A 20,122-nucleotide genomic window follows, 5' to 3' on the forward strand; every position below is an offset into this window, starting at 1 on the left:
AGCCCGTTGAACCCGTTGAAAGCGCAGCCCGCCGAGACCTCCGACCTGCTCGCACCCCTCGACCTCGCCTTCTGGAACATCGAGTCCGCTGAGCACCCCATGCACCTGGGGGCACTGGGCGTCTTCGACGCCGACTCGCCGGACGCGGCCGAGCGCGCCGCCCGGCTGCTCGCCTCCCGCGCGGCCGACGTGCCCGGACTGCGGCTGCGGATCCGGTCGGTCCTGCTGCCGGTCGGCGCGGCCGTCCGGGCGCCCGCGCCCGCCTTCGACCCGCTGGACCACGTCCGGCTCGCCGAGCCCACCGGGGACTTCCACGCCGTGGCGGGCGCGCTCATGCAGCGCCCCCTGGAGCGCGGCAGGCCGCCGTGGGAGGCGCATGTGCTGCCCGGGGACGACGGAGCGTCCTTCGCCGTGCTCTTCAAGTTCCACCACGCCCTCGCGGACGGGCTGCGCGCCCTGATGCTCGCCGCCGCGGTCATGGACCCCGTCGACCTGCCCGCCGCGCGCCCGGCGCCCGCGGCACCCGAGGCCTCCCGCTGGTCGTGGCTGCCCGACCCGCGCAGGCTGCCCGGCCTGGTCCGCGACACCGTCACCGACGTGGGGCAGGCCCTCGACATCGGCTCGTCCGTGGCCCGCGCGACGCTGGGCGTACGGTCATCGGCCGCCCTCACGTCACGGGCCACCGGCACGCGGCGCACCGCGGGCGTGCTGCTCGACCTGGACGACGTGCACCGCGTGCGCAAGACCGTGGGCGGCACCGTCAACGACGTACTGATCGCCGTGGTCGCCGGAGCCCTGCGCCGCTGGCTCGACGAGCGGGGCGACGGCAGCGAGGGCGTGGAGCCGCGGGCCCTGGTGCCGGTCTCCCGGCGCAGGCCGCGCGGCGCGCAGCCGCAGGGCAACCGGCTCTCCGGATATCTGGTGCGGCTGCCCGTCGGAGAGGCGGACCCGGTCGCGCGGCTGAAGGCGGTGCGGGCCGCCATGGACCGCAACAAGGACGCGGGCCCCAACCGCGGCGCCGGCGCGGTCGCGCTGCTCGCCGATCATGTGCCGCCGCTCGGCCACCGCATCGGCGGACCCGTCGTCGCGCAGGCCGCACGGCTGCTCTTCGACCTCCTGGTCACCAGCGTCCCGCTGCCGAGCCTGGGCCTGAGACTCGGGGGCTGCCCGCTCGCCGCCGTGTACCCCTTCGCGCCCCTGGCCCGGGGGCAGGCGCTCGCCGTCGCGGTGTCGACCTACCGGGGTCGGGTGCACTTCGGGCTTGTCGCGGACGCGGCCGCCGTGCCCGACCTGGACGTTCTCGCGCGCAGTGTGCGGGAGGAGCTCGCGGGGCTCGTCGACGCGTGCGTAGAGCGCCCGAGTTTGATAGAGGGGCCCGTCGCTACGTAAAGTTCTCTTCTTTGGAGCTTCCGCGGTCACTCAGACAGCCGCGGCATGAGTGACGCGAGGACAGCGGCGATGACGGTGACAGAGGACAGTCCGGGGGCTGCCGGTCCGGCCGGAGAGGCCGTCGAATTCGGCCCCGGCATCGACCCCGACCGGCTCGCCGTCTGCCTCGGCGTGCTCGACGAGCTCGACAAGCTGGACGTCGACCACCCCGACGCGATCGCCGTGCGCCGCGCCACGGCCGGGATCTACCGGACCGTGAAGCAGCGCCGCCGTCAGGAGCGCCGCGCCGCCAAGACCGCGCACGACAAGGCCGTCACCGAAGCCACCGCCACCGGCTCCGCCGAACGGATCGACGACGAGACCGAGGGCCTGCTGCCGTCCTCGCAGACCGAGGAGGGCCGGATCGCGGGGATACTCCAGCGCCCGCGCTCCTGCTACACCTGCAAGACGCGGTACGTGGAAGTCGACTACTTCTACCACCAGCTGTGTCCGGACTGCGCCCGCCTGAACCGGTCCAAGCGCGACGCCCGCACCGACCTCACCGGCAAGCGCGCGCTGCTCACCGGCGGCCGCGCCAAGATCGGCATGTACATCGCGCTGCGCCTCCTGCGCGACGGCGCCCACACCACCATCACGACGCGGTTCCCCAAGGACGCCATCCGCCGCTTCAAGGCCATGGACGACTCGGCGGACTGGCTGCACCGCCTGGAGATCGTCGGCATCGACCTGCGCGACCCGGCCCAGTCCGTCGCGCTCGCCGAGCGGGTCGCCGCGGCCGGACCGCTCGACATCCTGATCAACAACGCGACGCAGACCGTGCGCCGCCTGCCCTCCGCGTACGCCGCCCTGGTCGACGGCGAGGGCGCGCCGCTGCCCGCCGGTGAGCTGCCCGCCCACTCCGTCATCGGCGCCTTCAATTCCGGCGCGGTGGACGGCCTGGCCGCGCTGCCCGTCGGCACCAGCGGCCTGGAGGCGCAGCAGGTCGCCGACCTCGCCCTCGTCGCGGGCAACGCCAGCGTCGCCCGGCACCTGGACGGCACCGCCATCGACGCGGGCGGCCTCGTCCCGGACGTCGTCGACAGCAACACCTGGGTGCAGACCATCGAGCAGATCTCCCCGGTGGAGCTCCTCGAGACCCAGCTGTGCAACTACACCTCGCCGTTCATCCTGATCAGCGCGCTGCGCCCGGCGATGTCCGACGCCGCGAAGAAGGCGACGAGCGGCCGTTCCTACGTCGTCAACGTCTCGGCGATGGAGGGCGTCTTCGGCCGCGGGTACAAGGGCGCTGGTCACCCGAACACGAACGCCGCGAAGGCCGCGATGAACATGGTGACGCGGACCAGCGCCCAGGAGATGTTCCAGACCGACGGCATCCTCATGACCTCGATCGACACCGGCTGGATCACCGACGAGCGTCCGCACTTCGACAAGCTGCGCCTTGCCGACGAGGGCTTCCACGCGCCGCTCGACCTGATCGACGGCGCGGCGCGGGTCTACGACCCGGTCGTGCGCGGCGAGGCGGGCGAAGACGTGTTCGGTGTCTTCCTCAAGGACTACGCACCCGGCAAGTGGTAGCGGACGGGCTGCGGCGGCCGGTGGGCCGCCGCTGACCCGACGCCCGTCCCGTACGGCGCTCAGGGCTCCTCGCGGGGAGCCCGCAGCCGCTCGTGCACCGCGTACGGCGAGGTGCCGCCGGCCGCCGCCCGCACTCTGGTCCCGCCGTCCACCAGGACATCCGCGCCGGTCACCCATTCGGCCGCATCGGAGACCAGCCATGTCACGGCGCTCGCCACGTCCTCCGGCTCGCCGATGCGGCCGAGGGGCAGGCTCGCCGCGAGCTGATCCTCGGCGCCGTCCCACACGAAGCGGGCCATCTCGGTGCGGATGAGGCCGGGGGACACGGAGTTGACCCGCACCGAGGGCGCGAGTTCGCCCGCGAGCTGGGCGGTCAGGTGCAGGAGCGCCGCCTTGCTGGTGCCGTACGCGCCCACGTTCGGGCCCGTGTGGGAGGCGCCCTCCGAGCAGATGTTCACCACCGCGCCTCCGTGCTCGCTCATCCAGGCGCGCCAGGCGAGCTGGGTCAGGTGCAGCGCGGCCTCGACGTTCACGGTGAAGGCGGTACGCCACCGGGCCAGGTCGACGTCCATCAGCGCGCCGTAGGGGGCGTTGGTCGCGGCGTTGTTCACCAGGACGTCGAGCCGTCCGAACTCGTGCATCGCGAGGGCCACGCAGGCCTCCGCCCGACCGGAATCAGCCACGCCGCCCGCGCATCCGACGGCCCGCGCTCCCTCGGCGCGCAGTGCGGCCACCGCCGCCTCCAGGGCGACCGGCTCGCGGGCCGTCACCACGAGGCGGTGTCCGGACCGCGCGAGGGCCCGCGCGACGGCGAGTCCGATGCCCCGCGAGGCTCCGGTCACCAGAGCCACCGCGCCCTCCCGTGCCGGAGCAGAAGTCATTTCCGTACGGTCCCATGGAGTTACGGAAAGACCCATGGGGTCGACACTTTCGGAAGTTCTCGGCCCGACTGCCACCCCCACACCGACACGAAGTGTCCGAAATCCACCTCTTCAGCGGAACCCATAGAGCGCGCGCCCGCTCATTTGGTTAATCTGATGCCAACGGACGGCCTCCAGGGGACCACAAGCGCCCCTCTGCCGCCCTGGGACAGGCTTGCAACCGTGGCCGCGATCCCGCCCGATCAACGGCGCCACCGCGACCGAAGTGCCTTTGTCCTTCCGTTACGCGACACAGAGGAGTGCGCGGTGACACCAGATCTGACGAAGCAGGAAAAGCGACCGGCGGAGCGCGGGGGCGAGCGGGCCGGCAGGCCACGCAAGCTCAGCAACCTGGACTCGTGGGCCAAGGCGGCCCCGATCCGGCTCGCCGGCTACGAGGACGACCTCGCGGAGCCGCACATCCTCCCCGGTATCGACTGATCCTTCCGCTTCGCCGCGTGCCCCCTGCCGGTTTCAGGTCTTCTGATCCCGGCAGGGGGCACGCGGCGTGTCCGGGGCCCGCCGTTCGCGGCCGCCGTGCATGGTCGGGCGGTTGCGGGTTACTCCGGAATGTATGAGCGGAACATCGGATGCCGAGCACGGCGCGGAACCCACGCTGGTCGAACCCACGCAACTGCCGAAGCGGTCCTGGAAGGCGGTCGTCACCGGAGTATTCAAGGAGTTCCAGGACGACGAGCTGGCCGATCGCGCCGCGGCGCTGACCTACTACGGCGTCCTCTCGCTGTTCCCGATGCTCCTGGTGCTCGTCTCCCTCCTCGGTGTCGTGGGGGAGTCGGCCATCGACTGGCTCCTGGAGAACCTGGAGAAGCTCGCGCCCGGCTCGGCGAAGGACATCATCAGCGATGCGGTCGAGCAGCTGCGGGGCGAGGGCGGTTTCGGCTCCCTCATGGCGGTGGTTGGCATCGTCCTCGCGGTGTGGGCGTCCTCCGGATACGTGGGGGCGTTCATCCGTACCGCCAACGCCGTGTACGACATGCCCGAGGGGCGGCCCATATGGAAGGTGCTCCCGGTGCGGGTGGGCGTGACGGTGGTGCTCCTGATCCTCGCGGTCATCAGCGCGCTCATCGTGGTGTTCACGGGCGGTCTCGCCCACACCGTGGGTTCGGCGCTCGGGTTCGGTGACGCGGCGCTGACCGTGTGGTCGATCGCGAAGTGGCCGGTTCTCGTCGTCCTGGTGACCTTCATGGTCGCGCTGCTGTTCTGGGCGACGCCGAACGTGAAGGGCCGCGGCTTCCGGTGGGTCAGCCCCGGCAGCGTGGTCGCCCTGGTGATCTGGCTGGTCGCCTCGGCCGGATTCGCCTTCTACGTGAGCAATTTCGGCTCCTACAACAAGACCTACGGCGCGCTCGCCGGCGTGATCATCTTCCTCGTGTGGCTGTGGCTCAGCAACATCGCGATCCTGCTCGGCCTGGAGTTCGACGCCGAACTGTCCCGGCAGCGTGCCATCGCCGGTGGGCTTCCCCCCGAGGAGGAGCCCTACATGCCGCCCCGCGACACCCGCGCGTGGGACGAGGAGGACCACCGGCGCATGGAGGAGTGACGCCGCCCGGTACGAACGGCGGCCCTGCCATGTGCCGATCGAGGAGATCGGGGTACCCGGCCGCAGAACAGACAGGAGGTTGATGACGATGGCCCAGACAGGTCCGCACACCACCGGCGGACAGACCGCCACCGGCAGCGAGCCGGTGGGTGACCTCGTGCAGCGCGCTTCCCAGCAGCTGACGGAGCTGGTGCGCGGCGAGATGCGTCTGGCGCAGGCCGAGATGAAGGAGAAGACCAGGCGCTACGGCAAGGGCGGCGGGTTGTTCGGCGGAGCCGGTCTCGCCGGCTTCCTCACCCTGCAGGCCCTCGTCGCCACCGCGATCGCGGCGCTCGCGGTGCCGCTGCCGGTGTGGGCCGCGGGGCTGATCGTCACCGCTGTCCTCGGCCTGGTCGCCGCGGTCCTGGCGATGACCGGCAAGAAGGAAGTGGGCCGGGCCGCCCCGCCGATCCCCGAGCAGGCCATCGGCGGCGTGAAGGCCAATGTCGCAGAGATCAAGGAGAGTGCACACCGATGACCCAGTCCCACGACAAGCACGCCGCCGGTTCCGGGGAGCTGCGCGACAAGGTCGAGCAGACCCGCCAGGATCTGGGCGAGACGGTCGAGGCGCTGGCGGCCAAGGCGGACGTCAAGGCACGCGCGCAGGAGAAGGCCGTCGCCATCAAGGGCCAGACGGCCGAGAAGGCCGCGGAGCTGAGCGGGCAGGCGGTGGCCAAGGCCACCGAGGCCGCCCACGCGCTCCAGGACAAGGTGCCCGACCAGGTCAAGGACAAGGCGGCCGCCGCCACCGGGCAGGTGAAGGCCGCGGCGGGGCAGGCCACGGAGGTCTGGCAGGACAAGGCGCCCGAGCAGGTCCGTAACCGCCGCACCGCCTTCATCGCCGGTGGCGCCGCGCTGGCCGCCGCGTACGTCCTGGTGCGGCGCAAGAGGAAGCACGGGAGCGCGGTGTGAAGGCCTCGAAGATCGCGTACAAGCCGGTAGGGATGGCGCTCGGCGCGCTCGCCGGTGTGGCCGCCGGCGGGTTGTTCAAGCAGGCGTGGAAGGTGGCCGGACATGACGAGGACGCACCCGACGCCACCGACGAGGACCGCGGCTGGGGCGAGATCCTGCTGGCGGCCACGCTGCAGGGTGCGATCTTCGCCCTGGTCAAGGCGGCCGTCGACCGCGGTGGCGCTGTCGCCACCCGCCGGTTGACGGGCACCTGGCCGGGCTGAGACCCCGGCCGGGATTCATCCGATGGATCGGCTTGAGGCAGTGCAAATGTCCAAGTCCCCGTCGGGGGCAATGCATTGACACCCACATGGGGCGCTTGAATCATCGGATGTCATGACTGACATGCGCATGATGCTCGCGCCCCGTGTGCGGCCAGGGCGGCTCCGTCGGCTGAGCGGCGCCGCGGTGGCCCTGCTGCTGCTCGCGGCGCCGGTCCCGGCGGCTCAGGCCGCCGGGACCCCGCAGCCCGCCGCGGGCCCGCCCCGCACCGTCCCCGCGCTCACCGACTGGACGCCGGGGAAGGGGAGTTACGCCTTCGGCCCCGGAACCCGGATCGTCGCGCACGACCCGGCTGCCCGCGAGGCCGCCCGCACTCTCGCCGACGACCTGCGTGCCGCGGGCGAGGGCCGGACGCCGGTCACCGGCGGCTCCCCGCGCGACGGCGACATCGTGATCGACGTCGCCCCCGCGCGCAAGGCACTGGGCGCCGAGGGATACGACCTGCGCGCGGGCGACCGCCTGGAGATCACCGGGGCCACCGGAACCGGTGTCTTCTACGGCACCCGCACCGTCCTCCAGCTCCTCGCGCAGAGCGACCGCGTCCCGGCCGGACGCACCGTCGACGTGCCGCAGTACAAGGAGCGCGGGGTGGGCGTCTGCGCCTGCTACATCCACGTCTCGACGCCCTGGCTGGAGAACCTCGTACGCGACATGGCGTACAACAAGCAGAACCAGCTGCTCCTCGAACTCAAGGTGAAGAGTGACCAGCACCCCGGGGCCAACAGCTGGGGCTACTACACCAAGAGCGAGATACGGCGCCTCGTCGCCCTCGGCGAGAAGTACCACGTCACGATCACCCCGGAGATCAACTCGCCGGGCCACATGGACCCCTGGCTGGAGAAGCGCACCGACCTCCAGCTCACCGACTCCGACGGCAAGCCGCAGCCGTCGCGCCTCGACATCACCAAGGACGAGGCCTTCGCGTACTACACGAGCCTCATCGACGAGTACGCCGAGGTGTTCCCCGCGAAGTCCTGGCACATGGGCGCCGACGAGTACATGCTCGGCTCCGACTTCGCCAAGTACCCCCACATCCTCGAATACGCGCGCAAGAAGTACGGCGAGAAGGCGACCCCGCAGGACGCCTTCGTCGACTTCGTCAACCGCGTGCACGCGTACGCGAAGGGCAAGGGCAAGCAGCTGCGCATCTGGAACGATGGCCTGACCGGCGCCAACACCGTGCCGGTCGCGGCGGGGACGAGCGTGGAGCACTGGCTCGACGTGAAGACCAAGCCGAGCGAACTCATCGCGCGTGGCTACCCGTTGCAGAACGCCGCCTACTCCCTCTACCTCGTCCGCGGCGGCTTCCACACCGACACCAAGGCGCTGTACGACAAGGCGTGGGACCCCCGGCAGTTCGAGGGGGAGACGCTCGCCTCACGGGACGGCGTCACCGGCGCGAAGATCAGCCTCTGGCCGGACAACGGCAAGGGCGAGACCGAGAACGAGGTCGCGGCCTCCATGGCGATGCCGCTCAGCCATGTCGCCCAGGTCACCTGGGGGTCGGCGCACCCCGACCCGACGTACGCCGACTTCACCGCTCGCGCCAAGTCCGTCGGACACGCGCCGGGTTGGCGGGACCTGACGAAGACGCCGGTGGCCGACGGTACGTACACCCTGCGCGACACCAAGGGGCATGCGAAGCCCGCCGCGTACGAGATCAAGCGCACCGCCGACGGCTACGTCACGCTGAAGTCCGCGACGAACGGCACCTGCTTGGAGACCCGCAGCGGAAAGCTCACGCTCAACGTGCCGCTGGAGCCTGGCAGTGCGGTCACGCACGAAGCGTGCGACGCGGCGAACACACTCCAGCGGTGGCAGCTGGTCAAGGCCGGGAGTGGCTTCCGGCTCATGAACGCGATCACCCAGATGTCCGTGCACGTCACCGATGACGGGCGGCTCCAGCAGTACCCGGGCGATCAAAAGACGCCCGCGAACTGGACGTTGACGCCCCGCTGATCCCTCTGGCTCATCCGGTCCGCTCATCCCGCTCATCCCGCTGATCCCATCGCCCCGAGATCCGACAGGGAGACCCGCACCCCCATGACAGTCAGCAGACGCCTCTTCGTGACCGCCGCCGTCACCACGGCGGTCGCCGCGTCGAGCAGTTCCCTCGCGCTCGCCGCACCCGGCTCCCTCGGCACGGCCGCTTCCGCCGCACCCGAACCGCCCTACCGCATCCCGATCAGCCCCGAGGACTCCGCCGAGGAGGTCGTCGCCAAGGCCTCCCGGGTCCGGCCCACCGAACGGCAGATCGCCTGGCAGCGCCTCGAACAGACCGCGTTCCTGCACTTCGGCGTCAACACCTTCACCGGCCTCGAATGGGGCACGGGCGACGAGGACCCGGACGTCTTCCAGCCGTCAGGGCTCGACACCGACCAGTGGGCGCGGGCCCTGCGCGACGGCGGTTTCAAACTCGCCATCCTCACCGTCAAGCACCACGACGGCTTCGTGCTCTACCCCTCGCGGTACACCAAGCACAGTGTGATCAGCAGCAGTTGGCGGGGCGGCGAGGGCGACGTACTGCGCTCGTTCGCCGACTCGCTGCGCCGGTACGGCATCAAGGTGGGCGTCTACATCTCGCCCGCCGACGAGAACCAGTACCTGCACGGCGTCTACGCCAACGGCAGCGCACGCGCGCCGCGCACCATTCCCACGCCGGTGGAGGGCGACGACCGGGCGGACGCCGCGGCCACGCGGTCGTTCACGCTGGAGGCGACCGACTACGGCGCCCACATGCTCAACCAGCTCTACGAGGTGCTCACCGAGTACGGGCCCGTCGACGAGGTCTGGTTCGACGGGGCCCAGGGGCGCATCCCGCCGGAGAAGGTGGAGACGTACGACTGGGACAGCTGGTACGCGGTCATCCGCGCCCTGGCGCCGGACGCGGCGATCGCCGTGCGCGGGCCCGACGTCCGGTGGGTCGGCAACGAGGGCGGGCTCGCCCGCGAGAACGAGTGGAGCGTCGTCCCCGTCAAGGACTCGGGGAACGGCAGCATCGACTACGCCCTGAAGTACGACGCGCCCGACCAGGGGAGCCGGGAAGCCCTCGCCGAGGCAAGGTCCGTCGCCCGGTACGTGCAGTGGTGGCCGGCGGAGTGCGACGTGTCGATCCGACCCGGGTGGTTCTACCACGAGGACGAACAACCCAAGTCCGTCGAGCAGTTGACGGACATCTGGTTCCGCTCGGTGGGCCGGAACTCGGTACTGCTCCTGAACATCCCGCCGGACAAGCAGGGCCTGCTCCCGGCGGCGGACGTGGCGCGGCTCCGGGAGTTCCGCGAGCGGATCGGGCGGGAACTGCCGGAGGACTTCGCGCGGGGTGCGCGGGCCCGCGGTGACGGCCGCCGCGCGTCGTCCGCCGTCGACGGAGACCCGGACACGGCGTGGGAGTGCCCGGCGCCCTCCCGCGGGACGCTCACGGTCGACCTGGGCAAGGCCCGCGAGGTCGACCGGATCAGGCTCGGCGAGGACGTCCGGCGAGGCCAGCAGCTGGAACACGCGGTGATTGAGGCACGGACGTCCGGCGGTTCCGGGTGGTCCCTCGTGACGGAGGCGGACACGGTGGGCGCGAGCCGGGTCCTGACCCTCGCCGCGCCGGTACGGGCACGGGAGTGGCGGCTGCGGGTGACGGGGTCGCGAGGGGCGGTGCGGCTCGCGGAGTTCGGCCTCTACCGGTCGCGGGTGTAGGGGTCTCCCTCGCGGGCCGCGCTCGACCGTGAGCGTGGCCCGCGTCCCTTACGAGGGCCACTCGACCCCGCCGTTGCGTACCACCAGCGGGGTGGGCAGGTCCTCCTCGTAGAACCTGATCCAGCCGACGCGGACGGAGCCGTCGAACCGCGTGTGATGGCCCTCGGCCCTGGCCGCGAGCCACACGAGCAGTTCACCGACCCGATCGAAGTCGTCCGGGTGCACCTCCTGCCGTGCGGTCAACGCCCAGCCGCCGTCGCGCGAAAGCAACGCGGAGGTGAGGGCTCCGCCCACCTTCCAGGCCGCGCCGTGGAACTCGTCCTGGTCGAGATGGACCCGGAGTTCCGCGACCTCCGCCTCGGAGAGACCGTCACGCAGGTCAAGCGCGATCGTGAGTTCGTAGATGTCCGCCATACCGGCACCGTAAGGGCGGGGTACGACAGAGCTGCCGCCGGGTAGTTCAGTCCCCGGCCACCCGACCCGTGCTCTCCCGTTCGATGAGGGTGGGCAGCGGTACCTGGACCGTGGCCGCGGGGCCGTCGTCCAGGAGGGAGAGGAGTTCGCGCGCCGCCGTCCGGCCGAAGGACATCGTGTCGCGCGACAGTGCCGTCAGCCACGGGTGCACCATCCGGCACAGCGCCGAGTCCTCCCAGGCGATCACCGAGACGTCCCCCGGTACGGCGAACCCCAGCGAGGCCGCCGCGGCGACCCCGGCGACGGCCATCACGTCGTTGTCGTATACGAGGGCCGTCGGCGGCGACGCGGCGGAGAGCATGCGCCGGGTCACCGCCGCGCCCTCCGCGTCCGAGTAGTCCGTGGTCACCGAGCGGACCTCGGACAGGCCCCGCCGCTTCGCCTCGGCGCGCAGCGTCCGCATGCGCCGCTCCGTGTGAGCGAGTCCGGGCAGGCCCGCGATGTGCACGATGCGGCGATGGCCGAGGGCGTGGAGATGGTCCACGATCGCCGCCATCGCGCCCGCGTCGTCCGCCCAGACGGTGGAGAGGGCGGGGTGGTGCGCGTCCGGGTCCGGCACGCCGCCCGTGACCACGGCGGGCAGCCCCAGTTCGTCGAGGAGCGCCGGGCGGGGATCGTCCGTGCGCGGGTCCACGACCAGGACACCGTCCACCCGGCGCTCGGCCCACCACCGCTGGTAGACCGCGCACTCGGCGTCCACGTCCTCGGCCACCTGGAAGAGCAGGCCCAGCTGACGCTCCGCCAGGACCTCCTGGATGCCCGAGATCAGCTGCAGGAAGAACGAGTCGACGCCCAGCGTCCCCGCGGGCCGCGCCACCACGAGCCCCACCGTCGCCGCGCCCTCGCCGGACAGCGCGCGTGCCGCCGTGCTCGGATGCCAGCCCAGTTGCTCGGCGACCCTGCGGACCCGGTCGCGGGTGATGTCGGAGACGCCCGGCCGGTCGTTGAGCGCGAAGGACACGGCGCTCTCGGAGACTCCGGCGCGGCGCGCGATGTCCTTCATGGTCGGCCGGCGTGCCGGGGACCGCTTGCCTTGCACCGGTGTTGCCCCTTTCCTGTGGCGCTCCAACTAATGCGCTTGAGCCAGCACACTCTAAAGCGCATTAGTCGTTCCCCGCAAGGAGTTGAATGCACCGCTCTGACCTGCGTAGTTGAGGCGGTTGTGGCGAGGTCGGCGAGGATTATTCAACGAATCCATTGACTTTTTACCGGAGCTCCATGCAAGGTCAGCCTCACGCTGGGCCGAGCAAAGGAGCCGTTTCACCGTGCGCATCTCCCATCACCCCCGCATCCCCAGAAGGGCAGCCGCCGCTGCCGCCGCCATCGCCGTGCTCCTGCCGCTGAGCGCCTGCGGAGACGGAGGTGACGGCGGCGGTTCGACGGACGCTTCGGGCAAGATCGAGGGTGAGATCACCTTCCAGACCTGGAACCTGAAGGCCAACTTCAAGTCGTACTTCGAGGGCGTCGTCGACGGCTTCGAGAAGAAGTACCCGGGCACGAAGGTGCACTGGGTCGACCAGCCCGGCGAGGGCTACGCCGACAAGATCAGCGCCGACGCCGCCGCCGGCACCCTCCCGGACGTCGTGAACGTCTCGCCCGACCTGGTGGCCCCGCTCGCCAAGGCCGGACTCGCCCTCGATCTCGACAAGGCCGCTGGCAAGTACGAGAAGGAGTACCTGCCGGGGGCGTGGAAGAGCCACCAGATACCGGGCACGGAGGGCACGTACGCCTTCCCCTGGTACCTGAACACGGGCCCGCTCTTCTACAACAAGCGGATCTTCAAGGACGCGGGGCTCGACGCCGACAAGCCCCCGAAGACGTACGACGAACTCTTCGACGACGCGCTGCAGTTGTCGAAGAAGAGCAAGGGAAAGACCGCCACGCTCGCCAACATCCCCACCATCGAGGACTTCGGCCGCTACGGCGTCCCCCTGATGGACAAGGAGGGGACCAAGTTCACCTTCAACGGCCCCAAGGGCGTGGAACTCCTCAAGAAGTACAAGGAGTTGTACGACGCCAAGGCGCTCGACGGGCAGGCGCTCAACGCGACGCCCGAGTCGACGGGCAAGAAGTTCCTCACCGAGGCCGTCGCCATGAACCCCGGAAGCGCCCTGGACCTCGGCAAGTTCAAGAAGGAGGCGCCCTCCCTCTACAAGAACATCGGGATCACCCCGCAGATCACGAACACCGGCAAGGACAACATGTACGTGATGGGGGTGATGGTGAACACCCGCACCAAGCAGACGCCCGCCGCCGTGGCCTTCGCCCACTACGTCACGGACGCCCAGCACCAGATGTCCTTCGCCAAGAAGGTCGCGATCTTCCCCAGCACGGAGGGCTCGCTCGACGACCCGTACTTCACCAAGGAGGACGGGACGGACGACACCCGCGTACGCATCGCCGCCGCCAAGTCCATCAAGACCGCGGTGAATTACACGCCGGTGCTGTTCAGCGAGCAGATGAAGATCGAGCTGCGCAACAGCGTGGGCAAGGCCCTCCAGGGCAAGGAGAGCCCGAAGGAAGCGCTTGACAACGCTGTCAAGAACTGCGACCGGCTGTTGCAGCAGAGCTGAGAAGACGACACGGGACCACCACCATGAAAAGCTCCAGTGCCGCGCCCGCTCCCCGCGCCGCGGCCGACGACGGCAGGCCACGCAAGAGCATCAGGCGTCAACTGCCCTCCAGTCCCTGGCTGTTCGCCGCCCCCGGACTGCTGATCGTCGGCATCTTCATCCTCTATCCGTTCGTCAGCACGCTCATCAACTCCTTCACCGACAAGCGGACCCTGATACCGGGCGAGTACGTCGGCCTGGACAACTTCCGTGAGCTGCTGCACGACGACATGTTCTGGATCGGGCTTCGCAACTCGACGCTGTACATCGTCGGGGTCGTCCCCGCGCTCGTGCTGCTGCCGCTGCTGCTCGCGATGCTCGTCCAGAAACACATCCCCGGCATCACCTTCTTCCGGTCCGCCTTCTACACGCCGGTGGTCGCGTCCATCGTCGTGGTGGGCCTGATCTGGGTGTGGATGCTGGATGAACGGGGCCTGGTGAACGCGGTACTGGAGGCGGTGGGTGTCGGCTCGGTCGGCTTCCTCAGCGACCAGTGGCTGCTCCTGCTGAGCGCCATGACCGTCACGGTCTGGAAAGGCCTCGGCTACTACATGATCATTTACCTGGCCGCGCTCGCCAACGTGCCGCGCGAGCTGCACGAGGCGGCGTCGGTGGACGGCGCGGGCTCCGTACGCCGCTTCTTCACCGTCACCGTGCCCGCGGTGCGCTCCACGATGGTCCTGGTCGCCGCGCTGTCCTCGGTCGCCGCCTTCAAGGTGTTCTCCGAGGTCTATCTGATGGCAGGACCCAACGGCGGCCCCGCGGGCGAGGACACCACGCTCGTGATGCTGGTGCAGCGCGTCGGCACCGGCCTGACCGGCCGCGTCGGGTACGCGTCGGCCATCTCGGTCGTCGTCTTCGTCGTCACCGTCGCGCTGATGCTGCTCGTGCTGCGCGCGGACCGGAAGGAGGACGCGTGAGCATCGCGACGGACACGCGGAAAGCCGAGCAGGCACAGCCGAAGACGCAGGGCAAGGTCCGCAAGAGCGGCGCCCGCAAGCGCGGGCGGATCACCGACGAGAACGGCCGCCGGATGCCCGTATGGGAGATCGTCCTGCGCTATCTGCTCCTGCTCGCCGTCCTCGCCCTGATGATCGGGCCGTTCCTCTGGCAACTGTCCACGTCCCTCAAGGGGCCGCACGAGAACATCTTCAGCTCCCCACCCGAATTCCTGCCGAGCAGCCCGACCCTCCACAACTACGAGCGGGTCGCCGACACCATCCCCGTCTGGGACTACGCGCTCAACTCCCTCAAGGTGGCCGCCGCGAACGTGGTGACCAACTGCGTGGGCGCCACCCTCGCCGGCTACGCCCTCGCGCGCCTGCGCTACCGCGGCCGCAGAGCGGCGACGATCGTCTTCATCCTCGCCATGCTGGTGCCCGTCGAGGGCATCATCATCGCGCAGTTCACGACCATGCGGGAGCTGGGCCTGAACAACACCCTCATCGGTGTGCTGCTGCCCGGCTGCGTCTCCGCGCTCAACGTCCTGCTGATGCGCAACGCCTTCCTCAATCTGCCCTACGAGATCGAGGAAGCCGCGTACGTCGACGGCGCGAACGTCTGGCAGCGCTTCCTGCGGATCGCCCTGCCCGCGGTCAAGGGCACGCTCGCCGTGGTGGCGATCTTCGCCTTCATGGGCGCCTGGGACGACTTCCTGTGGCCGCTGATCGTGCTGAGCGACCCGGACCGATTCACCCTGACCATCGGCCTGAACTACCTGCACGGCACCTTCGCCAACGACGAACGGCTCGTCGCCGCGGGCACGGTCATCGCCGTGCTGCCGCTGATCGTGCTCTTCGGCTGCCTCCAGCGGTACTTCTTCCGCGGGGTGGGCGAGGGGGCCGTCAAGGGCTGAGCCGTCGTCTCCTCTCCGGCACACCGGGCCCCCGGCGGGCCCCGCACTCCCCCCAAGAACCAGGACTCGCATGCCTCGTACGACCCGTGAGCCTTCCGCAGCGCCTCGCTTCGGAGCCAACTACACCCCCAGCCAGGGGTGGTTCCACCACTGGCTCGACTTCGACATCGACGCCGTGCGCGGCGATCTCGACGCGATCGCCGCGCTCGGCCTCGACCACATCCGGGTCTTCCCGATCTGGCCGTACTTCCAGCCCAACCGCACCCTGATCCGGCCGCGCGCCGTGGAGCAGCTCGTCGACCTCGCCGATGCCGCGGCCGAGCGCGGGCTCGACGTCAACGTCGACGGACTCCAGGGCCACCTGTCCAGCTTCGACTTCCTGCCCGCGTGGACGCAGACGTGGCACCGGCGGAACATCTTCACCGACCCCGACGTGGTGGAGGGGGAGGCCGCCTACCTGCGTACGCTCGCCGCCGCCCTCGCCGACCGGCCGAACTTCATCGGCATGACCATCGGCAACGAGGTCAACCAGTTCTCGGCGGGGCCGCATCCCGACCCGGACCGCATCACCGAAGAACAGGCGGGGGAGTGGCTGCGGCGGGTCCTCGCCGCGTGCGAGGAGGGGGCGCCGGGCAAGCTGCACCTCCATGCCGAGTACGACGCCGCCTGGTACCAGGACGACCAGCCCTTCACCCCGGCCCAGGCGGCGCGGCTCGGCGGCGCGACCGCCGTGCACTCCTGGGTGTTCAACGGCACGGCGCAGCGGCACGGCCGTGAGGGGGTCGCCACCGCGCACCACGCGGCGTACATGATCGAGCTGTCCAAGGCATGGGCGGACGATCCGCACCGTCCCGTGTGGCTCCAGGAGGTCGGCGCGCCCGCGCCTCTCATCCCGGCCGAGCATGCGGCGTCCTTCACCGAGGCGACGGTGGCGGCGGCGCTCGACTGTGCGGATGTGTGGGGGGTGACGTGGTGGTGCTCGCACGATGTGTCGCGGTCGCTTTCCGATTTCCCCGAACTTGAGTACAGCCTGGGGCTGCTGACCAATGAGGGGAAGGTCAAGCCCGGGGGTGAGGTGTTGGCTCGCCTCGCCGAGGAGTGGCGGGGGAGGGAGTACGCGCCTGCGGTCCGGACTACCGCGGTGGTCGTGGACGACTCCGCCTCGCGGCGGTCCGCGTGTGCTCCGGGGGGAGCGGTGTTCGAGGCGTTCGTCCGGCTGGTGGGGGACGGGGTACGGCCCACGGCGGTGCTTGCGAGCCGGGCGGGGGATCAGGAGCACCTCGCTTCGCGGGGCATCGTGGAGGTCGTTCGACCCGGGGAGGTCGGCTAGGTCCAAGATCCTTTCCCCAACCCCGCCCCTTCCCGAAAACCCGCTCGGCGCGGGGGCCTACCCGGGGCTCCGCCCCAGACCCCGTACAAGATGGCCTCAAACGCCGGACGGGCTGAGAATTTTCCCCGGCCGGCGGGAATTCAAGCCCGTCCGGCGTTTGAGGACGAACTCGGCGGAGCCGGTGATCGGTCGGCGACCGAGGCCCCTGCGCAGCGGGTTTTCGGGAAGGGGCGGGGTTGGGGAAAGGAAGCCTCGCACCACAACCCCCACGCACCCGCACCAACATCACGGAGAGAACATGCACGACGACCGCACCCTTATAGAGGCCCGGCTCAAGCGCGTCCTCGACGAGCGCATCCGGCCCGCCGTCTACCCCGAGTCCGTTCCCCTGGACGTCGCCGTATGGACCGCCCCGGGCGAGCCCGTGCCCGTGGCGGAAGGCCTCGCCGCCACCCCCGAGCCGACGAAGGTCGGGGCCGCCTGGGGTGCTCCCTGGGCCACCAGCTGGTTCCGGGTGACCGGCACCGTCCCCGAGGAGTGGGCGGGGAAGACGGTCGAGGCCATCCTCGACCTCGGCTTCGACGAGAACATGCCCGGCTTCCAGTGCGAAGGCCTGGTCTACCGCCCCGACGGCACCCCGGTGAAGGGCCTCAACCCCCGCAACCAGTGGGTACGTGTCGCCGCCCCGGCAACCGGCGGCGAGGACGTCCACCTGCACGTCGAGGCCGCGTCCAACCCCGTCATCCTCGACTACCACCCCTTCCTGCCCACCCAGCTCGGCGACAAGGAGACGGCCGGCAGCGAGCCCCAGTACAAGCTCGCCCGCATGGACCTCGCCGTCTTCGACGAGACGGTGTGGCAGTTGGTCATCGACCTCGAAGTGCTGGGCGAGCTCATGCAGGAGCTGCCCGAGGACTCCGGTCGCCGTTACGCGATCGTGCGTGCCATCGGCCGCGCCCTGGACGCCGTCGACCTCCAGGACGTGAATGGCTCGGCCGCCGCCGCCCGCGCCGAGCTCGAAGGCGTCCTCACCACCCCCGCCGAGCCCTCGGCCCACCGCATCAGCGCCGTCGGCCACGCGCACATCGACTCCGCGTGGCTGTGGCCGCTGCGCGAGACGGTGCGCAAGGTCGCCCGTACGACGTCCAACATGACCGCGCTCATCGAGGACGAGCCGGACTTCGTCTTCGCCATGTCGCAGGCGCAGCAGTGGGCGTGGGTCAAGGAGCACCGGCCCGAGGTGTGGGCGAAGGTCAAGAAGGCGGTCGCCGACGGGCGGTTCGTGCCCGCGGGCGGCATGTGGGTCGAGTCGGACACCAACATGCCGGGCTCCGAGGCGATGGCCCGGCAGTTCGTGCACGGCAAGCGGTTCTTCCTGGACGAGTTCGGCGTTGAGAACGACGAGGCGTGGCTGCCCGACACCTTCGGGTTCGCGGCGGGGCTTCCGCAGATCATCAAGGCCGCCGGTTCGAAGTGGCTGCTCACGCAGAAGATCTCCTGGTCGCAGACCAACCGCTTCCCGCACCACACCTTCAACTGGGAAGGCATCGACGGGACCCGGATCTTCACGCACTTCCCGCCCGTCGACACCTACAACTGCTCGATGAAGGGCAGCGAGATCGCCCACGCGGCGAAGAACTTCAAGGACAAGGGAGTCGCCCGCCACTCCCTGGCGCCGACCGGCTGGGGCGACGGAGGCGGCGGCACCACCCGCGAGATGATCGCGAAGGCGGGCCGCCTTCGCGACCTGGAGGGCTCGGCGACCGTCGAGTGGGAGACCCCCGCCGCCTTCTTCGAGAAGGCCGAGGCGGAGTACCCGAACGCTCCCGTCTGGGTGGGCGAGCTGTATCTGGAGCTGCACCGCGCCACCCTCACCAGCCAGGCGGGCACCAAGCAGGGCAACCGCCGCAGCGAGCACCTGCTGCGCGAGGCGGAGCTGTGGGCGGCCACCGCCGTTGTGCGGGCGGACGGATTCTCCTACCCGTACGAGGAGTTGGACCGCATCTGGAAGACCGTCCTGCTCCACCAGTTCCACGACATCCTGCCCGGCTCGTCCATCGCCTGGGTGCACCGCGAGGCGCGCGCGACGTACGCGAAGGTCGCCGAGGAGCTGAACGGCATCATCGACGCGGCTCAGCGCGCGCTCGCGGGGGAGGGCGGCGGCACGGGCACCGCCCTCGTCTTCAACTCCACCCCGCACACCCGCGACGGCGTCCCGGCGGGCGGCGCGCGCCCCGCCGTCGTCGAAGGACAGTCGGCGATCGCCTCGCGCGGCGAAGGCGGTTACGTCCTCGACAACGGCCTGCTGCGGGTCGAGATCGACGCGCGCGGTCTTGTCGTGTCGGCGTACGACATCGTGGCCGACCGGGAGACCGTCGCGCCCGGCCAGGCGGCGAACCTGCCGCAGATCCACGCCGACTTCCCGAACATGTGGGACGCGTGGGACGTCGACGAGTTCTACCGCAACACGGTCACCGATCTCACGGACGCGGACGAGGTCGCGGCGGGCGAGGACGGCGCGTCGGTCCGTGTCGTGCGGACCTTCGGCGACTCGCGGCTCACGCAGGTGCTTTCCCTGGCGCCCGGCTCCACGCGCCTGGACATCGACACGGAGGTCGACTGGCACGAGACGGAGAAATTCCTGAAGCTGGCGTTCCCGCTGGACATCCACGCCGAGCGGTACGCGTCGGAGACGCAGTTCGGTCACTTCTACCGGGCCACGCACACCAACACGAGCTGGGAGGCCGCGAAGTTCGAGGCGTGCAACCACCGCTTCGTGCACGTGGAGGAGCCGGGCTGGGGCGTCGCCCTGGTCACCGACTCGACGTACGGCCATGACGTGACGCGTACGGTGCGCGCGTCGGACGCCGGTACGACCACGACGGTCCGCGCCTCGCTCCTGCGCGCCCCGCGCTTCCCCGACCCTGAGACGGACCAGGGCGTGCACCGCTTCCGGCACGCGCTGGTGCCGGGGGCCGGGATCGGCGACGCGGTGCGGGAGGGCTACCGGATCAACCTGCCCGAGCGGCAGGTCACGGGCGGCGGCGAGGTGACCCCGCTGGTGACCGTCGACAACGACGCCGTGGTCGTCACGGCGGTCAAGCTCGCCGACGACGGCAGCGGTGACGTGGTCGTCCGCTTCCACGAGTCGCGCGGTGGCCGGGCGAAGGCAACGCTGACGGCGGGCTTCCCGGTCGGCTCCGTCGAGGTGACGGATCTGCTTGAGCGTCCTCTCGCCGATGCCTCGGCGCCGGAGCGCTCGGGCGACGGTGTCGCGCTGGCGCTGCGGCCGTTCGAGCTGGTGACGCTGCGGCTGACGCGGGCGTGATGTCCGGCTGAGCGGGAGCAGTGATGGCGCGGGCGCCGGACGGCCTGGTCGTCGAGGCCAGCGACCGGTGCCGGGGCGCTCGGGCCACGAGCACCCCCGGCGGGTGGTCCCCGCCG

At 70.6% G+C, this 20,122-nt stretch carries 17 protein-coding genes; 14 read left to right on the plus strand and 3 right to left on the minus strand.

All coding sequences use genetic code 11. From position 1 onward, the window contains the following. The first annotated feature begins 6 nt into the window (after positions 1 to 6). Together ABZ906_RS05910 and ABZ906_RS05915 are read left to right on the plus strand one after the other, a co-directional pair. Positions 7 to 1,389 (plus strand): wax ester/triacylglycerol synthase family O-acyltransferase, encoded by a 1,383-nt coding sequence (locus tag ABZ906_RS05910; protein ID WP_361377820.1) that lies wholly within the window; start codon positions 7 to 9, stop codon positions 1,387 to 1,389. Between the two features lie 69 nt (positions 1,390 to 1,458). Beyond that, on the plus strand, positions 1,459 to 2,964 hold the full coding sequence (locus tag ABZ906_RS05915) for an SDR family NAD(P)-dependent oxidoreductase (RefSeq protein WP_361377823.1): 1,506 nt from the start codon (positions 1,459 to 1,461) through the stop codon (positions 2,962 to 2,964). Between the two features lie 59 nt (positions 2,965 to 3,023). Here the strand turns inward: ABZ906_RS05915 and ABZ906_RS05920 are convergent, their stop codons facing one another. Further along, entirely contained in the window at positions 3,024 to 3,845 is an 822-nt protein-coding gene (locus ABZ906_RS05920; RefSeq protein WP_361377826.1) for an SDR family oxidoreductase, read from the minus strand. 306 nt (positions 3,846 to 4,151) lie between these two features. Here ABZ906_RS05920 and ABZ906_RS05925 point away from each other — a divergent pair, with 306 nt between their 5' ends. The 7 genes from ABZ906_RS05925 to ABZ906_RS05955 all read left to right on the plus strand — a co-directional run bounded on the left by ABZ906_RS05925 (position 4,152) and on the right by ABZ906_RS05955 (position 10,407). Next, on the plus strand, positions 4,152 to 4,325 hold the full coding sequence (locus ABZ906_RS05925; RefSeq protein ID WP_167828876.1) for a hypothetical protein: 174 nt from the start codon (positions 4,152 to 4,154) through the stop codon (positions 4,323 to 4,325). A 133-nt stretch (positions 4,326 to 4,458) separates the two neighbouring features. Further along, on the plus strand, positions 4,459 to 5,445 hold the full coding sequence (locus ABZ906_RS05930; RefSeq protein WP_361200077.1) for a YihY/virulence factor BrkB family protein: 987 nt from the start codon (positions 4,459 to 4,461) through the stop codon (positions 5,443 to 5,445). A gap of 88 nt (positions 5,446 to 5,533) precedes the next feature. Continuing rightward, a complete protein-coding gene (locus tag ABZ906_RS05935; RefSeq protein WP_361377829.1) occupies positions 5,534 to 5,962 on the plus strand; it encodes a phage holin family protein in 429 nt (142 codons plus the stop codon). Beyond that, positions 5,959 to 6,396, plus strand: coding sequence for a DUF3618 domain-containing protein (locus ABZ906_RS05940; RefSeq protein ID WP_361377832.1), 438 nt, complete (start codon positions 5,959 to 5,961; stop codon positions 6,394 to 6,396). The genes ABZ906_RS05935 and ABZ906_RS05940 overlap by 4 nt, the downstream gene beginning before the upstream one ends. Then, on the plus strand, positions 6,393 to 6,659 hold the full coding sequence (locus ABZ906_RS05945) for a DUF4235 domain-containing protein (RefSeq protein ID WP_361200069.1): 267 nt from the start codon (positions 6,393 to 6,395) through the stop codon (positions 6,657 to 6,659). Before ABZ906_RS05940 ends, ABZ906_RS05945 begins: the two co-directional genes overlap by 4 nt. Before the next feature lie 127 nt (positions 6,660 to 6,786). Continuing rightward, positions 6,787 to 8,676 (plus strand): family 20 glycosylhydrolase, encoded by a 1,890-nt coding sequence (locus tag ABZ906_RS05950; RefSeq protein WP_361378117.1) that lies wholly within the window; start codon positions 6,787 to 6,789, stop codon positions 8,674 to 8,676. A gap of 84 nt (positions 8,677 to 8,760) precedes the next feature. Then, positions 8,761 to 10,407, plus strand: coding sequence for an alpha-L-fucosidase (locus ABZ906_RS05955; protein ID WP_361377835.1), 1,647 nt, complete (start codon positions 8,761 to 8,763; stop codon positions 10,405 to 10,407). 48 nt (positions 10,408 to 10,455) lie between these two features. Here ABZ906_RS05955 and ABZ906_RS05960 read toward each other — a convergent pair whose 3' ends face one another. Both ABZ906_RS05960 and ABZ906_RS05965 read right to left on the minus strand, forming a co-directional pair. Beyond that, positions 10,456 to 10,821, minus strand: a complete 366-nt coding sequence (locus ABZ906_RS05960; RefSeq protein WP_361377838.1) for a hypothetical protein — start codon at positions 10,819 to 10,821, stop codon at positions 10,456 to 10,458. A gap of 46 nt (positions 10,822 to 10,867) precedes the next feature. After that, complete coding sequence (locus tag ABZ906_RS05965; protein ID WP_361200061.1) at positions 10,868 to 11,884, minus strand: LacI family DNA-binding transcriptional regulator; 1,017 nt, start codon at positions 11,882 to 11,884, stop codon at positions 10,868 to 10,870. Between the two features lie 286 nt (positions 11,885 to 12,170). On the opposite strand from ABZ906_RS05965, the gene ABZ906_RS05970 reads away from it, so the two are divergent. The 5 genes from ABZ906_RS05970 (at position 12,171) to ABZ906_RS05990 (ending at position 20,006) form a co-directional block, all read left to right on the plus strand. Further along, a complete protein-coding gene (locus ABZ906_RS05970; RefSeq protein WP_361200192.1) occupies positions 12,171 to 13,454 on the plus strand; it encodes an extracellular solute-binding protein in 1,284 nt (427 codons plus the stop codon). Positions 13,455 to 13,477: 23 nt separating this feature from the next. After that, the gene (locus ABZ906_RS05975) at positions 13,478 to 14,413 is read left to right on the plus strand and encodes a sugar ABC transporter permease (protein ID WP_361200058.1); all 936 of its coding nucleotides are present in this window, start codon (positions 13,478 to 13,480) and stop codon (positions 14,411 to 14,413) included. Between the two features lie 89 nt (positions 14,414 to 14,502). Further along, positions 14,503 to 15,348: a carbohydrate ABC transporter permease gene (locus ABZ906_RS05980; protein WP_361200189.1), complete on the plus strand. Its 846-nt coding sequence runs from the start codon at positions 14,503 to 14,505 to the stop codon at positions 15,346 to 15,348. 70 nt (positions 15,349 to 15,418) lie between these two features. Then, positions 15,419 to 16,678, plus strand: a complete 1,260-nt coding sequence (locus ABZ906_RS05985) for a glycosyl hydrolase (RefSeq protein WP_361377841.1) — start codon at positions 15,419 to 15,421, stop codon at positions 16,676 to 16,678. 298 nt (positions 16,679 to 16,976) lie between these two features. Then, positions 16,977 to 20,006, plus strand: coding sequence for a glycoside hydrolase family 38 C-terminal domain-containing protein (locus ABZ906_RS05990; protein WP_361377844.1), 3,030 nt, complete (start codon positions 16,977 to 16,979; stop codon positions 20,004 to 20,006). The last annotated feature ends 116 nt before the right edge of the window (positions 20,007 to 20,122 follow it).

This window comes from Streptomyces sp. NPDC046925 (assembly GCF_040644915.1).
Lineage (GTDB): Bacteria > Actinomycetota > Actinomycetes > Streptomycetales > Streptomycetaceae > Streptomyces.

Bases quoted from the DNA above. Each gene is read 5' to 3' on its own strand.
- ABZ906_RS05920 (WP_361377826.1), bottom strand. From the start codon at position 3,845: ATGACTTCTGCTCCGGCACGGGAGGGCGCGGTGGCTCTGGTGACCGGA.
- ABZ906_RS05955 (WP_361377835.1), top strand. From the start codon at position 8,761: ATGACAGTCAGCAGACGCCTCTTCGTGACCGCCGCCGTCACCACGGCG.
- ABZ906_RS05950 (WP_361378117.1), top strand. From the start codon at position 6,787: ATGATGCTCGCGCCCCGTGTGCGGCCAGGGCGGCTCCGTCGGCTGAGC.
- ABZ906_RS05985 (WP_361377841.1), top strand. From the start codon at position 15,419: ATGCCTCGTACGACCCGTGAGCCTTCCGCAGCGCCTCGCTTCGGAGCC.
- ABZ906_RS05990 (WP_361377844.1), top strand. From the start codon at position 16,977: ATGCACGACGACCGCACCCTTATAGAGGCCCGGCTCAAGCGCGTCCTC.
- ABZ906_RS05975 (WP_361200058.1), top strand. From the start codon at position 13,478: ATGAAAAGCTCCAGTGCCGCGCCCGCTCCCCGCGCCGCGGCCGACGAC.
- ABZ906_RS05935 (WP_361377829.1), top strand. From the start codon at position 5,534: ATGGCCCAGACAGGTCCGCACACCACCGGCGGACAGACCGCCACCGGC.
- ABZ906_RS05965 (WP_361200061.1), bottom strand. From the start codon at position 11,884: ATGAAGGACATCGCGCGCCGCGCCGGAGTCTCCGAGAGCGCCGTGTCC.
- ABZ906_RS05940 (WP_361377832.1), top strand. From the start codon at position 5,959: ATGACCCAGTCCCACGACAAGCACGCCGCCGGTTCCGGGGAGCTGCGC.
- ABZ906_RS05960 (WP_361377838.1), bottom strand. From the start codon at position 10,821: ATGGCGGACATCTACGAACTCACGATCGCGCTTGACCTGCGTGACGGT.
- ABZ906_RS05915 (WP_361377823.1), top strand. From the start codon at position 1,459: ATGACGGTGACAGAGGACAGTCCGGGGGCTGCCGGTCCGGCCGGAGAG.
- ABZ906_RS05930 (WP_361200077.1), top strand. From the start codon at position 4,459: ATGAGCGGAACATCGGATGCCGAGCACGGCGCGGAACCCACGCTGGTC.